General features: G+C 73.0%; 23 protein-coding genes. 14 read left to right on the top strand and 9 right to left on the bottom strand.

All coding sequences use genetic code 11. The annotated features are described in order from the left end of the window. Positions 1 to 20 precede the first annotated feature (20 nt). Positions 21 to 1,253, top strand: a complete 1,233-nt coding sequence (locus ACWD0J_RS29020; RefSeq protein WP_451498801.1) for a sensor histidine kinase — start codon at positions 21 to 23, stop codon at positions 1,251 to 1,253. Further along, positions 1,250 to 1,915 (top strand): response regulator transcription factor, encoded by a 666-nt coding sequence (locus tag ACWD0J_RS29015; protein WP_451498800.1) that lies wholly within the window; start codon positions 1,250 to 1,252, stop codon positions 1,913 to 1,915. Before ACWD0J_RS29020 ends, ACWD0J_RS29015 begins: the two co-directional genes overlap by 4 nt. A gap of 60 nt (positions 1,916 to 1,975) precedes the next feature. On the opposite strand, the gene ACWD0J_RS29010 is transcribed toward ACWD0J_RS29015, so the two are convergent. Next, positions 1,976 to 2,911, bottom strand: a complete 936-nt coding sequence (locus tag ACWD0J_RS29010) for a dihydrodipicolinate synthase family protein (RefSeq protein ID WP_451498799.1) — start codon at positions 2,909 to 2,911, stop codon at positions 1,976 to 1,978. Positions 2,912 to 3,137: 226 nt separating this feature from the next. Between ACWD0J_RS29010 and ACWD0J_RS29005 the strand changes: the two genes are divergently transcribed. Beyond that, the gene (locus tag ACWD0J_RS29005) at positions 3,138 to 3,578 is read left to right on the top strand and encodes a protein-tyrosine phosphatase family protein (protein ID WP_451498811.1); all 441 of its coding nucleotides are present in this window, start codon (positions 3,138 to 3,140) and stop codon (positions 3,576 to 3,578) included. A gap of 86 nt (positions 3,579 to 3,664) precedes the next feature. Here ACWD0J_RS29005 and ACWD0J_RS29000 read toward each other — a convergent pair whose 3' ends face one another. After that, a complete protein-coding gene (locus ACWD0J_RS29000; protein WP_451498798.1) occupies positions 3,665 to 3,946 on the bottom strand; it encodes a DUF397 domain-containing protein in 282 nt (93 codons plus the stop codon). Further along, positions 3,928 to 4,761 (bottom strand): helix-turn-helix domain-containing protein, encoded by an 834-nt coding sequence (locus ACWD0J_RS28995; protein ID WP_451498810.1) that lies wholly within the window; start codon positions 4,759 to 4,761, stop codon positions 3,928 to 3,930. Before ACWD0J_RS28995 ends, ACWD0J_RS29000 begins: the two co-directional genes overlap by 19 nt. Before the next feature lie 115 nt (positions 4,762 to 4,876). On the opposite strand from ACWD0J_RS28995, the gene ACWD0J_RS28990 reads away from it, so the two are divergent. From ACWD0J_RS28990 to ACWD0J_RS28975, 4 genes are all read left to right on the top strand, one after another. Beyond that, positions 4,877 to 5,083: a hypothetical protein gene (locus ACWD0J_RS28990; protein WP_451498797.1), complete on the top strand. Its 207-nt coding sequence runs from the start codon at positions 4,877 to 4,879 to the stop codon at positions 5,081 to 5,083. Next, the gene (locus ACWD0J_RS28985; protein ID WP_451498796.1) at positions 5,080 to 5,295 is read left to right on the top strand and encodes a hypothetical protein; all 216 of its coding nucleotides are present in this window, start codon (positions 5,080 to 5,082) and stop codon (positions 5,293 to 5,295) included. Before ACWD0J_RS28990 ends, ACWD0J_RS28985 begins: the two co-directional genes overlap by 4 nt. Before the next feature lie 71 nt (positions 5,296 to 5,366). Continuing rightward, positions 5,367 to 6,113 (top strand): DNA repair protein RecO, encoded by a 747-nt coding sequence (gene recO / locus ACWD0J_RS28980; protein ID WP_451498795.1) that lies wholly within the window; start codon positions 5,367 to 5,369, stop codon positions 6,111 to 6,113. Positions 6,114 to 6,205: 92 nt separating this feature from the next. Continuing rightward, positions 6,206 to 7,042, top strand: coding sequence for an isoprenyl transferase (locus ACWD0J_RS28975; protein ID WP_451498794.1), 837 nt, complete (start codon positions 6,206 to 6,208; stop codon positions 7,040 to 7,042). 97 nt (positions 7,043 to 7,139) lie between these two features. On the opposite strand, the gene ACWD0J_RS28970 is transcribed toward ACWD0J_RS28975, so the two are convergent. From ACWD0J_RS28970 to ACWD0J_RS28950, 5 genes are all read right to left on the bottom strand, one after another. Further along, a complete protein-coding gene (locus ACWD0J_RS28970; protein WP_451498793.1) occupies positions 7,140 to 7,484 on the bottom strand; it encodes a hypothetical protein in 345 nt (114 codons plus the stop codon). A 149-nt stretch (positions 7,485 to 7,633) separates the two neighbouring features. After that, positions 7,634 to 8,047, bottom strand: a complete 414-nt coding sequence (locus ACWD0J_RS28965; protein ID WP_451498792.1) for a Fur family transcriptional regulator — start codon at positions 8,045 to 8,047, stop codon at positions 7,634 to 7,636. Between the two features lie 59 nt (positions 8,048 to 8,106). Continuing rightward, complete coding sequence (locus ACWD0J_RS28960; protein ID WP_451498791.1) at positions 8,107 to 9,021, bottom strand: metal ABC transporter permease; 915 nt, start codon at positions 9,019 to 9,021, stop codon at positions 8,107 to 8,109. Then, positions 9,021 to 9,788 (bottom strand): metal ABC transporter ATP-binding protein, encoded by a 768-nt coding sequence (locus ACWD0J_RS28955; RefSeq protein WP_451498790.1) that lies wholly within the window; start codon positions 9,786 to 9,788, stop codon positions 9,021 to 9,023. The genes ACWD0J_RS28960 and ACWD0J_RS28955 overlap by 1 nt, the downstream gene beginning before the upstream one ends. 17 nt (positions 9,789 to 9,805) lie before the next feature. Continuing rightward, entirely contained in the window at positions 9,806 to 10,774 is a 969-nt protein-coding gene (locus ACWD0J_RS28950) for a zinc ABC transporter substrate-binding protein (protein ID WP_451498789.1), read from the bottom strand. Between the two features lie 197 nt (positions 10,775 to 10,971). Between ACWD0J_RS28950 and ACWD0J_RS28945 the strand changes: the two genes are divergently transcribed. The 4 genes from ACWD0J_RS28945 (at position 10,972) to ACWD0J_RS28930 (ending at position 14,777) form a co-directional block, all read left to right on the top strand. After that, the gene (locus tag ACWD0J_RS28945; protein ID WP_286062258.1) at positions 10,972 to 12,354 is read left to right on the top strand and encodes a glycine--tRNA ligase; all 1,383 of its coding nucleotides are present in this window, start codon (positions 10,972 to 10,974) and stop codon (positions 12,352 to 12,354) included. A 110-nt stretch (positions 12,355 to 12,464) separates the two neighbouring features. Next, complete coding sequence (locus ACWD0J_RS28940) at positions 12,465 to 13,076, top strand: LysE family translocator (RefSeq protein ID WP_451498788.1); 612 nt, start codon at positions 12,465 to 12,467, stop codon at positions 13,074 to 13,076. An 86-nt stretch (positions 13,077 to 13,162) separates the two neighbouring features. Then, complete coding sequence (locus ACWD0J_RS28935; protein WP_451498809.1) at positions 13,163 to 14,161, top strand: aldo/keto reductase; 999 nt, start codon at positions 13,163 to 13,165, stop codon at positions 14,159 to 14,161. 25 nt (positions 14,162 to 14,186) lie between these two features. Continuing rightward, on the top strand, positions 14,187 to 14,777 hold the full coding sequence (locus ACWD0J_RS28930; RefSeq protein ID WP_451498787.1) for a TetR family transcriptional regulator: 591 nt from the start codon (positions 14,187 to 14,189) through the stop codon (positions 14,775 to 14,777). Between the two features lie 461 nt (positions 14,778 to 15,238). On the opposite strand, the gene ACWD0J_RS28925 is transcribed toward ACWD0J_RS28930, so the two are convergent. Next, entirely contained in the window at positions 15,239 to 15,445 is a 207-nt protein-coding gene (locus tag ACWD0J_RS28925) for a hypothetical protein (protein WP_451498808.1), read from the bottom strand. Positions 15,446 to 15,636: 191 nt separating this feature from the next. On the opposite strand from ACWD0J_RS28925, the gene ACWD0J_RS28920 reads away from it, so the two are divergent. The 3 genes from ACWD0J_RS28920 to ACWD0J_RS28910 all read left to right on the top strand — a co-directional run bounded on the left by ACWD0J_RS28920 (position 15,637) and on the right by ACWD0J_RS28910 (position 20,879). Continuing rightward, positions 15,637 to 15,888 (top strand): hypothetical protein, encoded by a 252-nt coding sequence (locus tag ACWD0J_RS28920; protein WP_451498786.1) that lies wholly within the window; start codon positions 15,637 to 15,639, stop codon positions 15,886 to 15,888. A 92-nt stretch (positions 15,889 to 15,980) separates the two neighbouring features. Beyond that, positions 15,981 to 16,511, top strand: coding sequence for a hypothetical protein (locus ACWD0J_RS28915; RefSeq protein ID WP_451498785.1), 531 nt, complete (start codon positions 15,981 to 15,983; stop codon positions 16,509 to 16,511). 9 nt (positions 16,512 to 16,520) lie between these two features. After that, on the top strand, positions 16,521 to 20,879 hold the full coding sequence (locus tag ACWD0J_RS28910) for an HAD-IC family P-type ATPase (protein WP_451498784.1): 4,359 nt from the start codon (positions 16,521 to 16,523) through the stop codon (positions 20,877 to 20,879). The last annotated feature ends 98 nt before the right edge of the window (positions 20,880 to 20,977 follow it).

Here is a 20,977-nt window from a genome sequence, read left to right as displayed (position 1 = left end):
TCCTCCCGGAGGATGGGCCCGTGCAGGCGACCAGAACGGCCCAGCGGCCCCGGCGGGGCGAGCGGATCATGGCGGCGATCAACCGTGATCCGCTGACCGCGCCCCACCGGACACGCAACGACGCGCTGCTCGCGGCGGGCCTCGCGGCGCTCGCCACGGCCGTCGCCCTCCTCGGCGACCCGGCGCGGACACCCGGCCCGCTCGGCTGGGCCCTGCTGCTCGCGGCCCATGCGGTGCTCGTCTGGCGGCGCAGCCGTCCGCTCCTGGTGCTGGCCGCCGGGGTGGTGTGCGTGGTGCCGTACCACGCGCTCGACCTCAACCACCTGGCGCCGACCCCGGCCTCCTACGTCGCCCTGTACACGGTCGCCGTCACCGGCCGCCCCCTGCGCACGGTCCTGACCGGCGTCACCGTGCTCGGGATCTCCCTGAGCGTGATGCTCACCGTCAACGCCCACCAGGCCGTCGAACTGCTCCGCATCTCCGGCTGGGTGATCGCCTGCCTCTTCTTCGGCGTCGACGTCCGCTTCTACCGCCAGTACGTCGCCTCCATCGTCGAGCGCGCCGAGCGCGCCGAACGCACCCGCGAGGAGGAGGCCCGCCGGCGGGTCGCCGAGGAGCGGCTGCGGATCGCCCGCGACCTGCACGACCTGCTGGCGCACACCATCACGCTGATCGGTGTGCAGACGAGTGTCGCCGCGCACGTCCTGTCCGCCGACCCCGCACGCCTGGACCGGGAGAGCGTCGCCAAGGCCCTCGACGACATCGCCGACACCTGCCGCACCGCGCGCGGTGAACTGCGCACGACCCTGGAGGTGCTGCGGGCCTCGGACCACGGCGAGACGCGCGGCCCGCTGCCCGGCCTCGGCGGACTGACCGACCTGGTGGAGGCCGCGCGGCTCGCGGGCGCCCGCGTCGAGCAGCGCGTACGGGTCCACCGGGCCCCGCCCGCCGTGGGCGCCGCCGCCTACCGCATCGTCCAGGAGGCGCTCACCAACGCGGTACGGCACGCGGGCCCCGAACCCGCCGTACGCGTCGAGCTGGACGAGGCGGAAGGGGCCCTGTGCCTCGCGGTCACCGACGACGGCACCGGGCCCGCCCCCGGCGGCACCCCCGGTTTCGGGCTCGTCGGCATGCGAGAGCGGGCCCGCAGCGTCGGTGGCACACTCGACGCCGGACCGCGGGCCGGGGGCGGCTTCGAGGTGAGGGCGGTCCTGCCGCTCGCGTCCGTCATGCCTGGAGGGGGAACCGGATGACCATCCGTGTACTGCTCGCCGACGACCAGACCCTTGTACGGGAGGCGTTCGCGATGCTCGTCGAGTCGGCGCGGGACATGGAGGTGGTCGGGCAGGCGGGCACCGGGCGGGAGGCCGTGCGGCTGGCCCGCAGCGAGCGCGCCGACCTCGTGGTGATGGACATCCGCATGCCCGACCTGGACGGCATCGAGGCGACCCGGCTGATCGCCGCCGAGGAGGACCTGGCCGGGGTGAAGGTGCTGGTCCTCACCACCTACGACACCGACGAGAACATCGTCGAGGCGCTGCGCGCCGGGGCCTCCGGGTTCCTGGTGAAGGACACCCGGCCGGCCGAACTCCTCGACGCGATCCGCACGGTGGCGGCCGGCGACGCCCTGCTGTCACCGGGCCCCACCGCCCGGCTGATCGCACGGTTCCTGCGCAGCCCGGCGGGGCCGGTGGCCGGCGGCGGGCCCGAGTGCCTGTCGGAACGGGAGCGGGAGGTGCTCGCGCTGGTGGGGCGCGGGCTCAACAACACGGAGATCGCGCAGACGCTGGGGCTCAGTCCGCTGACCGCGAAGACGCACGTCAGCCGGATCATGGGGAAGCTGGGGGCCCGGGACCGGGCACAACTGGTCGTGGTGGCCTACGAGTCGGGGGTGGTGACACCGGGGAACGGGTGACGAGCGAGGGCCCGCCGGCGTCACAACAGCCGTGTCGGCGTCACAACAGGCCCGTCGGCGTCACAGCAGGCCCGCCGCCGTGAGGAACCCGCCCACCCGCTCCACCTCCGCCTCGGACAGCGGAACCTGGGGCTCCGCGGTCACCGGGCAGTCGATGACTCCCCGCAGCCACAGTGCCGCCTTGAACGCGCCCAGGGCCGACGAACTGGCCCCCATCCGCCCCGCGTCCCCCACATCCACCATGCCGAACAGCGCACACAGCCGCTCCTGTTCGGCGCGCGCCCCCGCCCAGTCACCGTCCCGGCCCAGGCGGTGCAGGCGGACGTACCCGTGGGGATCCACGTTGGCCAGTCCGGGCACCGCCCCGTGCGCCCCCACCGCGAGGGCCGCGTCGGCGATGAGTTCGGAGCCGGTCAGCACGCTGAAGCCGGTGGTGCCGGGGTGGGCCCGGGCGCCGGAGACGACCGCGCGGAAGCCCGCCAGGTCGCCGCTGGAGTCCTTGAGGCCGGCGAGGACTCCCTCGGCGGCGAGTTCCAGGACCACCTCGCCGGGGAGCTTGGTGTGGACGGCCACCGGGAGGTCGTAGGCGAGGACGGGGACCGGACTGGCCGCCGCGACCAGGCGGTAGTGGCGGGCGATCTCGGCCGGGTGGGTGCGGGTGTAGAAGGGGGCGCACACGACCACCGCTTGCGCACCCGCCGCCGTCACCTCGCGTACGTGGTCCAGCACCCGGGGCGTCGTCATGTCGATCGCCCCGGCCAGCACCGGGAGTTCGCCGCCGACATGGCCGGCCACGGTCCGCACGACCAGCCCGCGCTGCCGGTCCGTCAGATACGCGGCCTCGGACGACGTGCCCAGCACGAACAGTCCGTGCACCCCGCCCGCCACCAGGTGGTCGACGAGCCGGAGCAGCGAGGGGACGTCCACCTCGCGCTCCGGAGTCAGGGGCGTGCAGACGGGCGGGATCACACCGGTCAGCGGGGCGGGCAAGGTCATGAAGGCTCCTCGGTGGCGGGGGCTCCTCGTCGACGATCCGGCCACCGTACAGGGCGACCGGACGCCCGCCCCGCACGAGCTGGGCGCCGACCAGTTCGGCCTGCATCAAGCACCCTCCCTCGCCCTCCAGACCACCGATGCGGCGGAATCGGTTGCCCGGGATCCGGCACTGGGTTCGAATGTTCCCGTGACGAGTGGACAGAGCGCGGACAGCGGCCGGAACGCGGTGGACGGGGAGCGGTGGGACGAGGGCGCCGCCGGGATCCTGCGGCTTCCGTCGGGACGGCTGGTGCGGGGGCGCGGCCTGCGTCGCCCCCTCGGACCGGGCGCGCAGGCCCCGTCGTACGGTGTCTATCTCCTCGGCGGGCGGCCTCCCGAGGTCTCCTGGGAGTCCCGCTGGCTCCGCTGGCCCGACTTCCGGCTGCCCGCGGACCGGACGGCCGCCCGCCTGATCCTGACCGAGGCCTGGGAGCGAGCCGCCTGCGAACGGGTGGAACTCGCCTGCGGCGGCGGCCGGGGGCGTACGGGGACGGCGCTGGCGTGTCTCGCGGTCCTGGACGGCGTACCGCCGAAGGAGGCCGTCGCCTACGTGCGCGAGCGGTACGACCGGCACGCGGTGGAGACGCCGTGGCAGGCGCGGTACGTGCGGCGATTCGGAGCCGCCTGACCGGTCTGCCCCGGTGACGTCTTCGACGATCGGCGGGAGCGGTCAAGTCCGGGCCGACCGCAGGCGTTGCCGTTGTCTGTGGGGGTTTACCCCCGACGGTCCCTGACGGTGCGGACGAACTCCGTCCAGGCGCCCGCGCCGATCACCAGCACCGGCCCACCGTCCACCTTGCTGTCCCGGACCGGAACGACACCGGGGACTCCGTCGGCGACCTCGACGCAGCTACCGCCTTCACCGTTGCTGTAGGTGCTCTTGCGCCAGCGGGCGGCGCCCGGGAAGTCGTACGCGATCTCGACGCAGTTGCCCCCATTGCCGTCGCTGAACGTGCTCTTGCGCCAGTGTGCTTGGGTCAGGTCATACTCGCGCATTGTCTGTGGTCCTCCGCCGCCGACTGGATCAGAGCCAGGGACGCCTTCGGTGACAACGCGGCGGCCCTGAGCTGATCGTATGCCGACTGCGCCGTCTTCACCACGGCCGGATCGTCAAGGAGGTTCCCCGAATACACGGCTTCTGTATAGGCCGTCGGCGGTGCGTCCTCGAACTCCATGAGCCGCAGGTCCCCGGTCATCACGGTGTACGCGCCAGCCGCGTAGGGCAGCACCTGCACGAGCACCCGCCGCTCACGCGCGAGCCCGGCGATACGTTCCAGCTGCTCGGCCATCACCGCCGCCCCGCCCACCGGGATCCGTACCACGTTCTCGTGCAGGATCACCCAATACACGGGGCGTGCAGCGTCGCTCAGGATCAGCGCCCGCTCCATGCGGCCGGACACCTTCTCCTCGATGTACTCGTCCGGTGCGAACGGGTTCATCGCGAGTGTGATCGCTCGTGCGTACTCCGCCGTCTGCAACAGGCCCGGCACCAGCGCCGGCGCGAACTCGCAGATCTCCGTGGCCAGCCGCTCCAGCTCCGCCACCTTCGCGAAGTAATCCGCATACCGGGGATCATCGATGAGCTTCCGGCACAGCCGCTCGAAAATACCGTCGGTTTGCAGCGCCTCGTCAATCCGTTGCGCGACATCCAATTGTGGTTTCCGAATAGCCTGTTCGAACTGCCCGATGTACCCGCCGGACACGAAAACCCGTAAGCCCAGCTCCACTTGAGTGATCCCCGCGTCCTCCCTTCTCCGCTTCAGCTCTGCCCCGAAGAACTCCCAGACCGCCTGCCGTGAACCATTGGCCACAGCCAACCACCCTCCGCTGACCCGCACTTGTAGTGCACAGACTCCTGCCGAGTGTAGGCGTAGAAGGGCATGGTGGAGCGGAGAAGAGTGAAACTCCAAAAGGAAGGGGAACACGGTGGAAGCACGGCACTCGGCGCTCTGCGTCGAAGAAGCGGAGGACACGGTGAAAGAATTGCGCGCGGCACTCCTTATCGCGGGAATTACACTTCCGTCACTCGGGCTCGACCCGGTGAGTCTTGCGCGGGAGGTGCCCTGTCCGCTCGTCGAATTGGGGCGGTGTTCCGTGGAGACCGTGCGGCGGCTCGCGGCGGCGCTGCGGTGAAGCCTCCGGTCGGGTCGTACGCCGTGGACACCCGGACGGGAAGGGTCGGGATCGTGATGGGGCACGAGGGGCCGTATGTGCAACTGAGACCGTACGGGGGCGGCCGGGAGTGGGACGCCGAGCCGGACGCCGTGCGCCGGGCCACCACGGCCGAGCGGCTGAGCGCGGCGACGGCGTACGCCAACGCACGCAGTCGCGGCGAGGTGCCTTGAAGCGGTGCCGGACGCGTCGAAGCGTCCCCGTGAAGCACGGAGCCCGCTCGCGGTAGGCGAGAATGGGTGCCATGAGTCTGTTCCGCGACGACGGCATCGTGCTGCGCACCCAGAAGCTGGGTGAGGCGGACCGGATCATCACGTTGCTCACGCGGGGTCACGGACGGGTACGGGCCGTGGCCCGCGGGGTACGCCGGACCAAGTCGAAGTTCGGGGCGCGGCTCGAACCCTTCTCCCACGTCGACGTGCAGTTCTTCGCGCGGGGCAGTGAGCTGATCGGCCGCGGGCTGCCGCTGTGTACGCAGAGCGAGACCATCGCGCCGTACGGGAGCGGGATCGCCGCGGACTACGCGCGCTACACCGCGGGCACCGCGATGCTGGAGACCGCCGAGCGGTTCACCGACCACGAGGGCGAGCCGGCGGTGCAGCAGTATCTGCTGCTCGTCGGGGCGCTGCGGACGCTCGCCCGCGGCGAGCACGCCCCGCACCTCGTCCTGGACGCCTTCCTGCTGCGCTCCCTCGCCGTCAACGGGTACGCGCCCAGCTTCGGCGACTGCGCGAAGTGCGGCATGCCCGGGCCGAACCGGTTCTTCTCGGTGGCGTCCGGGGGGACGGTCTGCGCGGACTGCCGGGTGGCGGGGAGTGTCGTACCGTCGCCGCAGACCCTGGAACTCCTCGGGGCGCTGCTTACGGGAGACTGGGACACCGCGGACGCGTGCGAGCCGCGGTACGTGCGGGAGGGGAGCGGGCTGGTGTCCGCCTATCTGCACTGGCATCTGGAGCGCGGGCTGCGCTCGCTTCGGTACGTCGAGAAGTAGGGCGCCGAGAAGCGGGGCGTCGAGTAGCAGGGCGCAGCGAAGCAGGGCGCCGAGAAGTGGTACGTCGGAAGTAAGAGGGAGACGAGAAGCACATGGCCGTACGCGGGATCCTGGGGCGCCAGCGCCGCGAGTACAGGACGCCGGAGCCGCACCCGTCGGGGGCCCGTCCGCCGAAGCTCCCGGGCGAGCTGGTCCCCCACCACGTGGCGATCGTCATGGACGGGAACGGACGCTGGGCCAAGGAGCGCGGACTGCCGCGTACGGAGGGGCACAAGGTCGGCGCCGAACGCGTGCTGGACGTGCTCCAGGGCGGCATCGAGATGGGCGTCGGGGCGATCTCGCTGTACGCCTTCTCCACCGAGAACTGGAAGCGCTCGCCGGACGAGGTGCGCTTCCTGATGAACTTCAACCGCGACTTCATCCGCAAGACCCGCGACCAGCTCGACGAGCTGGGGATCCGGGTGCGCTGGGTGGGGCGGATGCCCCGGCTGTGGAAGTCGGTGGCCAAGGAGCTCCAGATCGCGCAGGAGCAGACCAAGGACAACGACAGGCTGACGCTGTACTTCTGCATGAACTACGGCGGCCGGGCCGAGCTCGCGGATGCGATGCAGGCCATCGCGCAGGACGTGAAGGCGGGGCGGCTCGACCCGTCGAAGGTCAGCGAGAAGACCATCCAGAAGTACCTGTACTACCCGGACATGCCGGACGTGGACCTCTTCCTGAGGCCCAGCGGCGAGCAGCGCACGTCCAACTACCTGCTCTGGCAGAGCGCGTACGCCGAGCTGGTCTTCCAGAACGTCCTGTGGCCCGACTTCGACCGGCGTGACCTGTGGCGCGCGTGCGTGGAGTTCGCGTCCCGGGACCGGCGGTACGGCGGGGCGACCCCGAACGAGGAGCTGCTGGCCATGGAGGGCCGGACGGAGGGCTAGCCGGACAGCCGGACGGGGACGGCGGGACGGGCCCCAGGCGGGCGGGCAGGCGGGAACGGGCGTCACCCGTCCCCGCCTCACCCGGCGGGGACGGGGCTCAGCAGGGGACCAGGCCGAGGAATTCGTTGATGAAGAGACCGGACGGCTTGACCCACTGGTTGACTGCCTGACCCGGTTGCAGGACATGACACTGGGGCTGCGGTCCGGACGAGTAGACCACCGCGAAGGTCGCCTTCACCCGCTGCTCGTCCGCGCAGTTGTTGGTGATCGTGACGCCCATGAAGCCGAACACCTCGGGGATCACGTCGGTACCGACGCAACTGGGCACGGGATCCGCCGCTGCCGCCGGGGCCTGAGGCGCCGCCGCCAGCGCCAGGCCGCCCGCGAGGACGGCCATCGCCGTGGCCGCCTTCCGCTGCGTCCTCGTCTTCACTGATGTCATACCGTGACTCCTTTCGGGGAGCCACCAGTCAACAGACGCGGTGTCCCAGGGCCCAGCCCACGGAGAAAACCTCGATACGGCGCCCTCCGGCCCCCTGAACACGGCGGGAAAACGCCGGGAACACGGCGGGAAAACGGCGGACACGGCGGCTAGGAAGCCCGCGCGCAGTCCTCGCACGTGCCGAAGATCTCCACCGTGTGCGCCACGTTCACGAACCCGTGTTCCGCCGCGATGGCGTCCGCCCACGTCTCCACCGCCGGGCCCTCGACCTCGACGGCCTTGCCGCAGACGCGGCAGACCAGGTGGTGGTGGTGCTCGCCGGTGGAGCAGCGGCGGTAGACCGACTCGCCGTCGGAGGTGCGCAGAACGTCGACCTCGCCGGCGTCGGCGAGGGACTGGAGCGTGCGGTAGACCGTGGTCAGGCCGACGGAGTCGCCTTTGTGCTTGAGCATGTCGTGCAGTTCCTGCGCACTGCGGAACTCCTCGACCTCGTCGAGCGCCGCCGCCACAGCGGCACGCTGCCGGGTGGCGCGGCCCTTCACGGACGGTCCAGCGGTCGTCACCGGTTGCCTCCTCACGTCTGCACTTGCCGGGCCATTGTGCCAGTCCGGCCTGTCAGTGGTCAGACGCCGACCTTGCCGTCCGGTCCCCGGCTGGCCGGAATCGCACACTCCGCGGGATCCCCGTCGGGATCCCCGTCGGGATGCGCGGCGGCCAGCGCCCGCGCGCGGCGCCGGGCCAGCGGGGCCGCCAGCGCGGTCAGCGCGACGAACGCCCCGATGGTCAGCAGCACGATCGTCGCGCCGGGCGGGACGTCCTGGTAGTACGACGTGACGGTGCCGCCGATCGTCACCGAGACGCCGATGGCCACCGCGACCGCGAACGTCGCCGCGAAGCTGCGGGTCAGCTGCTGGGCCGCCGCGACCGGCACCACCATCAGCGCCGACACCAGCAGCAGGCCCACCACGCGCATGGCGACCGTCACCGTCACCGCCGCCGTGATCGCCGTGAGCAGGTTCAGCGCCCGCACCGGCAGGCCGGTGACGCGCGCGAACTCCTCGTCCTGGCTGACCGCGAACAGCTGGCGGCGCAGCCCGACGGTGACCAGGACCACGAAGGCGGCGAGCAGGCAGATCGCGGTGACGTCCGACTCGCTCACCGTCGACAGGGAACCGAACAGGTACGACGTCAGGTTGGCGTTGGAACCGGTCGGCGCGAGGTTGATGAACATCACACCGCCGGCCATGCCGCCGTAGAAGAGCATCGCGAGGGCGATGTCGCCGCGGGTCCGGCCGTACCAGCGGATCAGTTCCATCAGGATCGCGCCCAGCACCGACACGAGCGTGGCCATCCACACCGGCGACCAGGACAGCAGGAAGCCGAGGCCGACGCCGGTCATCGCGACGTGGCCGATGCCGTCGCCCATCAGGGCCTGGCGGCGCTGGACGAGGTAGATGCCGACGGCGGGGGCGGTGATGCCGACCAGGACGGCGGCGAGCAGGGCCCGCTGCATGAAGGCGTAGTCCAGGATCTCCATCAGCTCAGCAGTCCCGTCCGGATCGGTTCGGCGTCGTGAGCCGCGTGCGGGTGTACGTGGTCGTGGCCGGGCAGCGCGTGCTGGCCGAGCGCCCGCGGGGGCGGGCCGTCGTGCGTCACGCAGCCGTCGCGCAGGACGACCGCCCGGTCGATCAGGGGCTCGAGAGGGCCCAGTTCGTGCAGGACGAGCAGCACCGTCGTACCGGCCGCCACCTGGTCGCGGAGGGTGCGCGCCAGGACCTCCTGGCTGGCCAGGTCCACGCCCGCCATCGGCTCGTCCATGATCAGCAGATCGGGTTCGGCGGCGAGGGCGCGGGCGATCAGCACGCGCTGGTGCTGGCCGCCGGACAGGGCGTTGACGGAGTCCTTCGCGCGGTCGCTCATGCCGACCAGGTCCAGGGCACGGCGTACGGCCTCGTGGTCGGCCTTGCGCAGCATGCCGAAGCGGGCGCGGGACAGGCGGCCGGAGGAGACGATCTCGGTGACCGTCGCGGGCACGCCGCCGGCGGCCGTGGTGCGCTGCGGTACGTAGCCCACGCGCGCCCAGTCGCGGAAGCGGCGGCGCGGGGTGCCGAACAGCTCGACCTCGCCCGCGCTCACCGGCACCTGGCCGATGAGGGTGCGGACGGCGGTCGACTTGCCGGAGCCGTTGGCGCCGAGCAGCGCGACGACCTCGCCGCGGCCCACGGCGAGGTCGATACCGCGCAGGACGGGCCGCGAGCCCAGCTCGGCACGGACGCCGCGCAGGGAGATGACGGGCTCGCTCACGAGGTCCTCCGTAGGGGTCACTTGGCGCCGAGGGCGGACTTCAGCGCCGTGAGGTTGGACTCCATGACCTGGAAGTAGTCGTCGCCCTTGGACTTCTCGGTGATGCCTTCGAGCGGGTCGAGGACGTCCGTCTTCAGTCCCGCGTCCTGGGCGAGGGTCTTCGCGGTCTTGTCGGACACCAGTGTCTCGTAGAAGACGGTGGTGACGCCGTCGGCCTTGGCCTCCGTCTGGAGTTCCTTGATCCGGGCGGGGCTGGGCTCGCTCTCCGGGTCGAGACCGGAGATGGCCTCCTGGGTCAGGCCGTAGCGCTCGGCGAGGTAGCCGAAGGCGGCGTGGTTGGTGAAGAAGACCTTGCTGTCGGTGTTCTTCAGGCCGGTCGCGAACGCGGTGTTCAGGTCGCCGAGCTTCTTGGTCAGCGCGGCGGCGTTCTTCTTGTAGTCCGCGGCGTTGTCCGGGTCGGCCTTCTCGAAGGACGTGGCGACGCCCTCGGCGACCTCGGCGTACTTCACCGGGTCGAGCCAGATGTGCGGGTCGAGGGCGTGCTCCTCCTCCTCGGCGTGCTCCTCCGCGGCGGCCTCCTCGCCCTCGTGCTCGTGCTCGACGTCGCCGTGGTCCTCCAGCTTGGTCAGCGTGGCCGCGTCGATCTTTGTCTTGACGTCGGCCTGCGCGACCGCCTTGTCGACGGCGGGCTGGAGGTTCTTGAGGTAGAGCACCGCGTCCGACTCCTGGAGCCGCGCGGTCTGCTGGGCGCTGATCTCCAGGTCGTGCGGCTCCTGGCCGGGCTCGGTGAGACTGGTGACGTTCACGTGGTCCCCGCCGATCTGCTCGGCGAGGAAGGCCATCGGGTAGAACGAGGCGACGACGTCGAACTTGTCCGTGCCGCCCGCCGCCTCGCTGTCGCCGGCGCAGGCGGAGAGGGTGCCGAGGCCGAGGACGGTGGCTGCCGCGACCGCGATGCCGGATATGTGGTGTCGTCGTACGTTCATGACACTCATTTTCAACAAATATGGAAACGGTTGTCAACAAACCCTGCACAGGGCCCCTGCGCGGGGGCGTGGAAGGGCCGCCCTCCGGACCGATTTGATTGCAGGGGAGTCCCCGCCGGTAACCTGAGGCATTCGCTCTGAAGCAATGCTCTGAAGCATCTCGCTTCGTCGCCCGTCGTCGTAATGAAGAGAGCACCGTGGCCGCCGACAAGATCGACACCATCGTCAGCCTGAGCAAGCGCCGTGGCTTCGTATTCCCCTGCAGTGAGATCTACGGCGGACAGCGCGCCGCCTGGGACTACGGACCGCTGGGTGTCGAGCTCAAGGAGAACCTGAAGCGCCAGTGGTGGCGCTACATGGTGACCTCGCGCGAGGACGTCGTCGGTATCGACTCGTCCGTGATCCTGGCCCCCGAGGTCTGGGTCGCCTCCGGCCACGTCGCCACGTTCTCCGACCCGCTCACCGAGTGCACCTCCTGCCACAAGCGGTTCCGCGCGGACCACCTGGAGGAGGCCTACGAGGCCAAGCACAAGCGCCTCCCGGAGAACGGCCTCGCGGACCTGAACTGCCCCAACTGCGGCAACAAGGGCACCTTCACGGAGCCCAAGCAGTTCTCCGGCCTGCTCTCCACCCACCTCGGCCCGACCCAGGACAGCGGCTCCGTCGCCTACCTGCGCCCCGAGACCGCGCAGGGAATCTTCACCAACTTCGCCCAGGTGCAGACCACTTCGCGCCGCAAGCCGCCGTTCGGCATCGCGCAGATGGGCAAGTCCTTCCGCAACGAGATCACGCCCGGCAACTTCATCTTCCGCACCCGCGAGTTCGAGCAGATGGAGATGGAGTTCTTCGTCAAGCCGGGCGAGGACGAGCAGTGGCAGGAGTACTGGATGGAGCAGCGCTGGAACTGGTACACCGGTCTCGGCCTGCGCGAGGAGAACATGCGGTGGTTCGAGCACCCGAAGGAGAAGCTCTCCCACTACTCCAAGCGCACCGCTGACATCGAGTACCGCTTCCAGTTCGGCGGCAACGAGTGGGGCGAGCTGGAGGGCGTCGCCAACCGCACCGACTACGACCTCGGCGCGCACTCCAAGGCCTCCGGCCAGGACCTCTCCTACTACGACCAGGAGGCCCAGGAGCGCTGGACGCCGTACGTCATCGAGCCCGCGGCCGGTGTCGGCCGCGCGATGCTGGCGTTCCTGCTCGACGCCTACATCGAGGACGAGGCGCCCAACGCCAAGGGCAAGCTGGAGAAGCGCACGGTGCTGCGCCTGGACCACCGCCTGGCCCCGGTGAAGGTCGCCGTCCTGCCGCTGTCCCGCAACCCGGAGCTGTCGCCCAAGGCCAAGGGCCTCGCCCAGGCGCTGCGGCAGAACTGGAACATCGACTTCGACGACGCCGGCGCGATCGGCCGCCGTTACCGCCGCCAGGACGAGATCGGTACGCCGTACTGCGTGACGGTCGACTTCGACACGCTGGAGGACAACGCCGTCACCGTCCGCGAGCGGGACTCGATGAAGCAGGAGCGGGTGTCCCTGGACCAGATCGAGGGCTACCTGGCCGGGCGCCTCGTCGGCTGCTAGGACTCCGCGCCCGCCCCGGCGGGCCCCGCGCCCGCCCCGGCTCTTTGGCCCCCGATACGGACCCCGCAGTGGTCCTGTATCGGGGGCCGTCGCGCTACCAGGGTGGCCGTATGAGCATCGCGTTCCTCCTCACCACCCTCGTCGTCTGCGCCACCCCCGGCACCGGCGTCGTCTACACCCTCGCCACCGGGCTCTCCCGCGGCCGGCGGGCCGGCGTGATCGCGGCCGTCGGGTGCACGCTCGCGCTCGTGCCGCACGTGCTGGCGACCGTCACCGGAGTCGCCGCGCTCCTGCACGCGAACGCGACCGCGTTCCAGGTCCTCAAGTACGCCGGTGTCGTCTACCTCCTCTACATGGCGTGGGCCATGGTGCGGGACAAGGGGGCGATCGACGTCGGCCAGGACGCGGAGCCCGCCTCCGAGCGGCAGCTGATCGTCCGGGCCGTGCTGATCAACGTCCTCAATCCCAAGGTGACGATCTTCTTCCTGGCCTTCCTGCCGCAGTTCGTGGACCCGGACCGGCCGCACTCGGTCCTGTGGATGCTGACGCTCGGCGGTGTGTTCATGCTCGTCACCCTCGCCGTGTTCGTCGCGTACGGGGTACTCGCGGCCTCGGTGCGCCGGCACGTCACCTCACGGCCGCGGGTCATGGCGTGGCTGCGGCGGAGTTTCGCGGGGTCGTTCCTGGTGATGGGGGCGCAGCTGGCCTTCACCGCACGCTAGGTGTACTGCCCTGAGAGGGCGTGAGCGGTGACAGCTGACAGATATTGAAATCTGTCAGCTGTCATGCCAGAGTGGACGCCATGACGATGCAGACCCGCACCCTCGGAAGCACCGGCCCCCAGGTCTCCGCCCTCGGCCTCGGCTGCATGGGCATGTCCGCGCTGTACGGCGACGCGGACCGGGCCGAGTCGATCGCCACGGTCCACGCCGCCCTGGAAGCGGGCGTCACCCTGCTCGACACCGGCGACTTCTACGGCATGGGCCACAACGAGCTGCTGATCGGCGAGGCCCTGCGCACCGCGCCCGCCGCCCGGCGCGAACAGGCCCTGATCAGTGTGAAGTTCGGGGCGCTGCGCGACCCGGACGGCGGCTGGTCCGGATACGACGGCCGCCCGGCCGCGGTGAAGAACTTCGCCGCGTACTCGCTCCAGCGCCTCGGCGTCGACCACATCGACGTCTACCGGATCGCCCGCCTCGACCCGGACGTACCGATCGAGGAGACGGTCGGCGCGATCACGGAACTCATCGAGAAGGGGCACGTCCGCCATGTCGGCCTCAGCGAGGTCGGTGCCGAGACGATCCGCCGGGCCGCCGCCACCGCCCCGATCGCCGACCTCCAGATCGAGTACTCGCTGATCTCGCGCGGCATCGAGGCCGAGATCCTGCCGGCCACCCGCGAACTGGGCATCTCCGTCACGGCGTACGGCGTCCTGTCCCGGGGGCTGATCTCCGGGCACTTCACCCGGGACCGGCAGCTCGCCGCCCACGACTTCCGGGCGTACTCGCCGCGCTTCCAGGGCGAGAACCTCCAGCACAACCTGAACCTGGTCGAGGCGCTGCGCCGGATCGCCGAGCGCAAGGGGGTCTCGGTCGCGCAGATCGCCATCGCCTGGGTGCTGTCGCGGGGCGAGGACATCGTGCCGCTCGTCGGCGCCCGGACCCGGGAGCGGCTGGCGGAGTCTCTGGGCGCGCTGGACGTCACGCTGGACACGGCCGATCTCGCGGCGATCGAGGACGCCGTACCGGCCGGTGCCGCCGCCGGCGAGCGCTACCCGGCGGCGCAGATGGCGCACGTCGAGCGCTGACCCGGTGCCCGGTACGGTCTGTGCCATGGCACCGACCAGCGAGATCCTGACCGCCGAGCGCATCCTCGAAGCCACCGAGGAGGTGCTGCGCCGCCACGGCCCGGCCAAGGCGACCGTGGTGGACGTGGCCCGCGCGCTCGGCGTCAGCCACGGCACCGTCTACCGGCACTTCCGGACGAAGGCGGCGCTGCGGGAGGCGGTGACGAAGCGGTGGCTGGACCGTACCTCCGAGGCGCTGTCCGGGATCGCCGCCGACGAGACCCGCGACCCGGACACCCGCCTGCGCAACTGGCTCGCGGCCCTCTTCGAGGCCAAGCGGCGCAAGGCGGGCGACGACCCCGAGCTGTTCGCCACCTACATGGTGCTGACCGCCGAGACCGGCGCGGCGGTCGGCGACCACATCACCGACCTGACCGCTCAGCTGACCCGGATCGTCCAGGCGGGCGTCGACACCGGCGCCTTCACCGTCACCGACCCGGCGGCCACGGCCCGCGCGCTGTTCCAGGCGACCGGCCGCTTCCACGACCCCTGTCACGCCCGCGAGTGGGAACAGCCGGACGCGCAGGAGGAGTTCGCGGCGGTGGTGGAGCTGGTGGCGCGGGGACTGCGGGCGTAGGCGGACGGGAATCGCACGGTCGCGCACCTGGTTGACGCGTCCCGCCCGGAGCGCCCCGTACCCGCGACCTCCGAGGAGCCGACATGTCCGGCGAACCCGCCGCCCGCGAACCGCGCCCGGTCGGCTCGGCGGCCGGCCGGGCGAACCCGCTGTCCGCGAACCGCGCCCGGTCGGCTCGGCGGCCGGCCACGGCGCGGCGCCGCACTTCTACCGCGACGTCCTCGGTCTGCCCGAGCGGGGCGCGCGCGTTCAGCTCTGGCGACGGACGGGGCACCATCCTCGACGCGGGCCGGGCGGCGCGTGGCCGGGGTCATCCGGGTCGCCTTCCAGGTCGACGACTCCGCTGCCACGGCCGAGAAGCGGGCCGCCGCGGGGCCGAGGTGGTCGCCGAGCCGGCCCGCACCCCCTGGAGGACCGTAGGGCGGACCCTGGGACCCAGGGCCCCCGGGCCGGCGCCGCGCTCACGACTTCGCCGGGTCCACCGTCGCCTGATGGGCCTCGGCCAGGTGTTCCTCCGCCTTCAGCCACGGCAGGAACTGGGCGCCCTTGCGCCAGCCGCACGTGTCGCAGCTGATCGTGCGCTGCACTCCCGCCCGCTGGACCCGCACGACGTGTTCGCGTCCGTGCTGGTCCCAGCGGCTGACCTTGCTCGTGTTGATCTCCAGCATGCTGCCTCCAAGGGCCGCGTCCGGTGAATCCGCCGGCCAGCTAGGAGTGTGCAGCAAGACGACCGTCAACGGGGGCTCCTTCACCACGGGTTGGCCAAGCGGTGCGGTGTGGACCGGCCGGCCGTCCGCACGGCTCAGTCGACCGTCCGGGGCGACAGCGTGCCGAGCGTGGCCCCGCCGGGTGCCGGCGCGTGATGCCGCTCAGGCGGCTGCGCGCGGAGTCCCCGGAGTTCCGCGAGGCGCGGGAGCGGCACGAGGTGGGAGCGCACCCGGTCCAGCGTGAGGAGTCCGTCGACCGGTACGTCGGCCGGGTCGTCGTCGAGCACACCGACCTGTGGCCCGGGCCGGAGACCGGGCCGCGCAGGGTGAGGTACGGGCCGGCGGGCGAGCAGTCGCGGCAGCGGCCGGAGCGGCTGCACGCGATCGCGCTGCGGCGGGGGTGAATACTCCCCGCCGCTCGGGATGACTGTGCGAAGTGCGGGAACCCGGGTAAGCGGAAGGCGAACGTCCGGACCCGAGGGGAGCCGAGGAAGCCATGGCCGAGCAGAAGGCCGAGCGGAAGCCGGCCCACGACCTCCCGCAGCCGCTGCGGGCCGCCGCCTCGGTACTGAGCAGGGTGCCCGGTGCCGGAGTGGTGAGCAGGGCGGCCGAGGAGACCCTGGACAGGGTCGGAGCGGTGTCGCCGCGCGGGCGACGGATCGCCGTGTACACCGGCGCCGGCGTGCTGGGCGTCGCAGGTGTGGTGGAGTGGCCGATCGCCCTGACCGGAGCGGCGGTCGCGTGGCTGACCCAGCCGCGGCACGAGGAGCCGCAGACCCGGCCCGCCGAGGACCCGGGCTCCGGCGGCGCCGGGGAGTCCGCCGGCCCGACGCCCACCCCGAAGGTGCTGGCCCGGTCCGCGCCGGCGGCGGGTACGGAGACGCCCGCGGCGGGTACGGCGTCCCCCGCCACGCCCTCCGGCAAGCTGCCCGCGCATCCCACGGGCCCCGAGGAAGCGCCCGCCCCGCCCCCGGGCAGCGGCGCGCCCAGTGCCCCGACGGCACGGCACGACCGTACGAGCGACTGAGGGAACGTGATGAGCGCAGGACTTCTCACCCGCCCGTCGGCGGTCGCCGCCGGCCTCGTCCTCGCCGGTCCGCGGCTGCTCGCCCGGTCCGCGGCACCGGCGGTGGGCGTGGCCGCCGGAGCGGCGGCGGGGACGGCACGGGCCGGCGTACGCGGCGCCGACTTCGCGCTGCGGATGGCCCGGGCCGCCCGCGCGGCGGCCCCCGGCGGCAGCCAGGACTGGCGCGCCGGAAACCGCGCCCACCTGGCACTGCGCCCGCGCGGCGCGGACACCGACGCCGACCGGGAGCAGGACACGGAACCGGCCGGCGAGCCCGCCGGGCCCCCGGCGTCCCGGTCCGCCCGCACCGAGCGCCTCGCCCGCCGGGTCGCCGCAGCCCTCGTCGAGCATCCGGACGTGGCGTTCGCGTACTGGGACCGCGGGCTGGGCCGGCTGGTCGTGACGGCGGCCGAGGAGGCCGTCAGCGACCGGGTGATGGAGCGGGCCGCCGCACTCGCCGAGCGGCACGGGCTCGTCCCCGTGGGCGTCGACGACGTCGAGGAACTCACCCACCCCGGCGATCCGGCCTCCGTGCGGACCGCGGCCCTCGCGCTCGGCGCCGACGCGCTCGGGATCGCCGCCGCCGTCGCCGCATCCGCGCTGCGGCTGCCGCCCTCGCCCCGGCTGGTCACGGCCACGCTGACCCTGCTGCGGGAGAACCCCCGCTTCCGGTCCTGGCTGCGGAGCCGGCTCGGCGGACCCCGGATGGACGTGGCGCTGGCCGCCGCCAACGCGGTCGTGCACGGCGCCGGCCAGACCCCCACCTCGCTGCTGCTCGACGGCACCCTGCGCACCTGCCAGCTCGCGGAGGCGCTGGCCCGGACGGCCACCTTCGAGACCGTGCACGACCAGCTGTGCGCGCCGGACCGGGACAGCGTCCCGGCCGACCCCGCGCTGCGCCCTCCGCTGCGGACCTCACCCGCCCAGGAGTACGCCGCCCACGCCTCCACCGGCAGTGTCCTGGGCGCCGTCGCGGCCCTGCTCGTCAAGCACGACATCGCCGAGGCCGCCGAGGCGGTGCTCGCCGGCTCCCCCAAGGCCGCCCGGTACGGTCCCGCCGCCTTCCACGCCGTGCTGAGCGGCGCCCTGTCCGGGGCGGGCGTGCTGGTGCGCGACCCGGAGCGGCTGCGGCAGCTGGAGATGGCGGGAACCGTCGTCCTGCACCCGAGCGCCCTGCTCACCCCCGGCGCCGGAGCCGACCCCTGGACCGAGGCCGTGCTGGACGCGGCCCGGCGGGCCGGACTGCGGGTCGTGGTCGTGGACGACCCCGCGCTCGCCGACTTCACCGGCCTCGCCGACCAGGTCGTCGGCGCCGACCGGCCGCTCGCGCAGGTCGTCGACGAGCTGCGCGAGGAGGGCGGCGTGCTCACCGTCGCCCGTCCCCGCCCGCACGACGACACGGACGTCACCGCCGGGCTCCTGCGCGGTGACGTGGCCGTCGCCCTCACCGACGGGGACGGCCAGGTGGTGTGGGGCGCGGACGTCCTGGCCCCGCACGGCCTCGCCGACGTGTGGCGGCTGCTGGCCGCCGTGCCGGTGGCCCGCGCGGTCGGCAGCCGCTCGCAGACCCTCGCCCGGTCCGGCGCCGCCCTGTCCGGGCTGCTGGTGGCCGTCGGCGAGTCCCGCCGGGGCGGCCACAGCCTGCTGCCCGGCCTGCGGCACGCGCCCGTCGACCTGGGCGCGGCGGCGGCCCTGTTCACCGGGGTGCGCTCCGCCCTCGGCGTGGCGGCGGCCCGCGCCCCGCACCCCCGGCCCCGGGTGGCCTGGCACGCCCTGGACCCGGACGACGTCCGCGACCGGCTGGAGCGCGAGACGCCCGCCGAGCCGACGGCCGTCGAGCAGGTCACCGCCCGGGTCCGCACGGCCGCCGACTCCGTCGTACGGCTGCCCGTGCTGGCCCCGGCGCGCTGGTCGCTGCAACTGGCCCAGGCCGTACGGAACGAACTGGACGACCCGCTCACCCCGGTCCTGGCGGTCGGCTCGGCCGCGTCGGCGATCCTCGGGTCGGCCGTGGACGCGCTGCTGGTCGTCGGTGCCCTCGACCTGAACGCGCTGGTCGGAGGGGTCCAGCGGCTGCGGGCCGAGCGGGCGCTGTCCGGGCTGCTCGCCCAGCAGAAACAGAAGGCGCGGGTCGCGGACGACGGGGAGGCGGTCCACGTGGTGGACGCCGCCAAGCTCAGCCCCGGTGACGTGATCGACCTCAAGGCCGACGACGTGGTGCCCGCCGACGCCCGGCTGCTGTGGGAGGACGGCCTGGAGGTGGACGAGTCCGCGCTCACCGGCGAGTCCCTGCCGGTGAACAAGGCGATGGACCCCGCGCCGCGCGCCCCCGTCGCCGAACGGCACTGCATGGTCTTCGAGGGGACGACCGTGGTGGCCGGACGCGCCCAGGCGGTCGTCGTGGACACCGGCGACCGCACCGAGGCCGCCCGCGCCGTCGCCCTCGCCGCCCGGGTGCCGACGGCCGCCGGAGTACAGGCCCGGCTCCAGGAACTCACCCGCAAGGCCATGCCGTTGACGATGGCGGGCGGTGCCGTGGTGACCGGCCTGTCGCTGCTGCGGGGAACGCCGATCCGGCAGGCGGTGAGCGGCGGCGTGGCGGTCGCGGTGGCCGCGGTACCGGAAGGGCTGCCGCTGGTGGCCACGGTGGCGCAGCTGGCCGCCGCCCGCCGGCTCAGCAGCCGCGGTGTCCTGGTCCGCGCTCCGCGCACGCTGGAGGCGCTGGGCCGCATGGACACCGTCTGCTTCGACAAGACGGGCACCCTGACCGAGAACCGGCTGCGGCTGGTGCGGGTGGCCGACGCGGGCGGCACGGTCCACACCCTCGGCGAGTCCGGCGCGGCCGGCCCGCTGCGGGTCGCGGCCCGCGCCTGCCCCCAGCTGAACGGCGACTCCGTCCGCCCGGCCCACGCCACCGACGAGGCCGTCCTGGACGCCGCCGGGCCCGACCCCGAGTGGCAGCAGATCGAGGGCCTGCCCTTCGAGGCCGGCCGCGGTTACGCCGCCGCCGTGGGCCGGGCCGGGGACGGCTCACCGGTGCTGGTGGTCAAGGGCGCGCCCGAGACCGTCCTGCCCGCCTGCGCCGGTCTTGCGGACCACGTCTCCGACCGGTCCCATGCGCTGGCCGGCGACGGACTGCGGGTGCTCGCGGTGGCCAGGCGTCCCCTCGGCGAGGGCGAGCAGGCGTCGGACGTCCTCCAAGAGCCCTTGCGCAAGCTGGAGTTCACCGGACTGGTGGCCCTCGCCGACGTGGCGCGCGAGACGTCCCCGGCGCTGGTGCGGGGGCTGCGCGAGGCGGGCGTACGGCCGGTCGTGCTGACCGGCGACCACCCGCAGACCGCCCTGGCCATCGCCGTCGGCCTGGGCTGGCCGCAGGACGCGACCGTGGTCACCGGCGACGAACTGGCCGCCGCCGACCGCTCCGCCCGCTCCCGGATGCTGCGGGACGCCGACGTGGTGGCCCGGGTCGCGCCCGAGCAGAAGCTCCAGGTGATCGAGGCCCTGCGGGACGCCGGCCGGGTGGTCGGCATGGTCGGCGACGGCGCCAACGACGCCGCCGCGATCCGCGCCGCCGACATCGGCGTCGGCATCAACGCCCGCGGCTCGGCCGCCGCCCGCAACGCCGCCGATCTCGTCGTCACCGGCGACGACCTGTCGGTGCTCATCGAGGCGGTCCGCGAGGGCCGCGCCCTGTGGCACAGCGTCGCCGACGCCATCGCCATCCTGATCGGCGGCAACGCGGGCGAGGTCGGCTTCGGCATCGTCGGCACCCTCCTGTCGGGCTCCGCGCCCCTGTCCACCCGCCAGATGCTCCTGGTGAACCTGTTCACCGACCTGTTCCCGGCGATGGCGGTCGCGGTGACCCCGCACCAGCAGGCGGAGGAACCCGCCGACGCGGGACCCGGCGAGCCCCTGGCCACCTCGGTCCTGGGCGCCCCGCTCATCCGGCAGATCCGGCACCGTGCCCTCACCACCTGCCTGGGCGCGACCGCCGCCTGGCTGTTCGGCCGCTTCACCCCCGGCACGGCCCGCCGCTCCACGACGATGGCCCTGTGCGCGGTGGTGGGCACCCAGCTGGCCCAGACCCTGGCCGACCGCCGGGACAGCCCGCTGGTCCGGATCACGTCCCTGGGCTCGGCCGTCGCCCTGGTCGCCCTGGTCGAGACCCCGGGCATCAGCCAGCTCTTCGGCTGCACCCCGCTCGGCCCGCTGGCATGGGCGGGCGTGGCCCTGGCGATCACCCTGGCCCTGACCGGCCAACGAGCACTGCCGCACGTGGAGAGCGCCCTGCTCAAGCGCTGGCCGACCCTGTCCACAAAACTGACCTGAGCGCAGGCCCCCCCAGGGGCGCGGGGAACTGCGCGCCCGGCCACGGACGCCCTGCACCCGCGGTACCGGCCTCACGCACGCTGCACGGGCTGAGCGCA

It is taken from the genome of Streptomyces sp. NPDC003011, from assembly GCF_053591515.1.
This window is presented reverse-complemented; position numbering and strand designations above follow the sequence as displayed.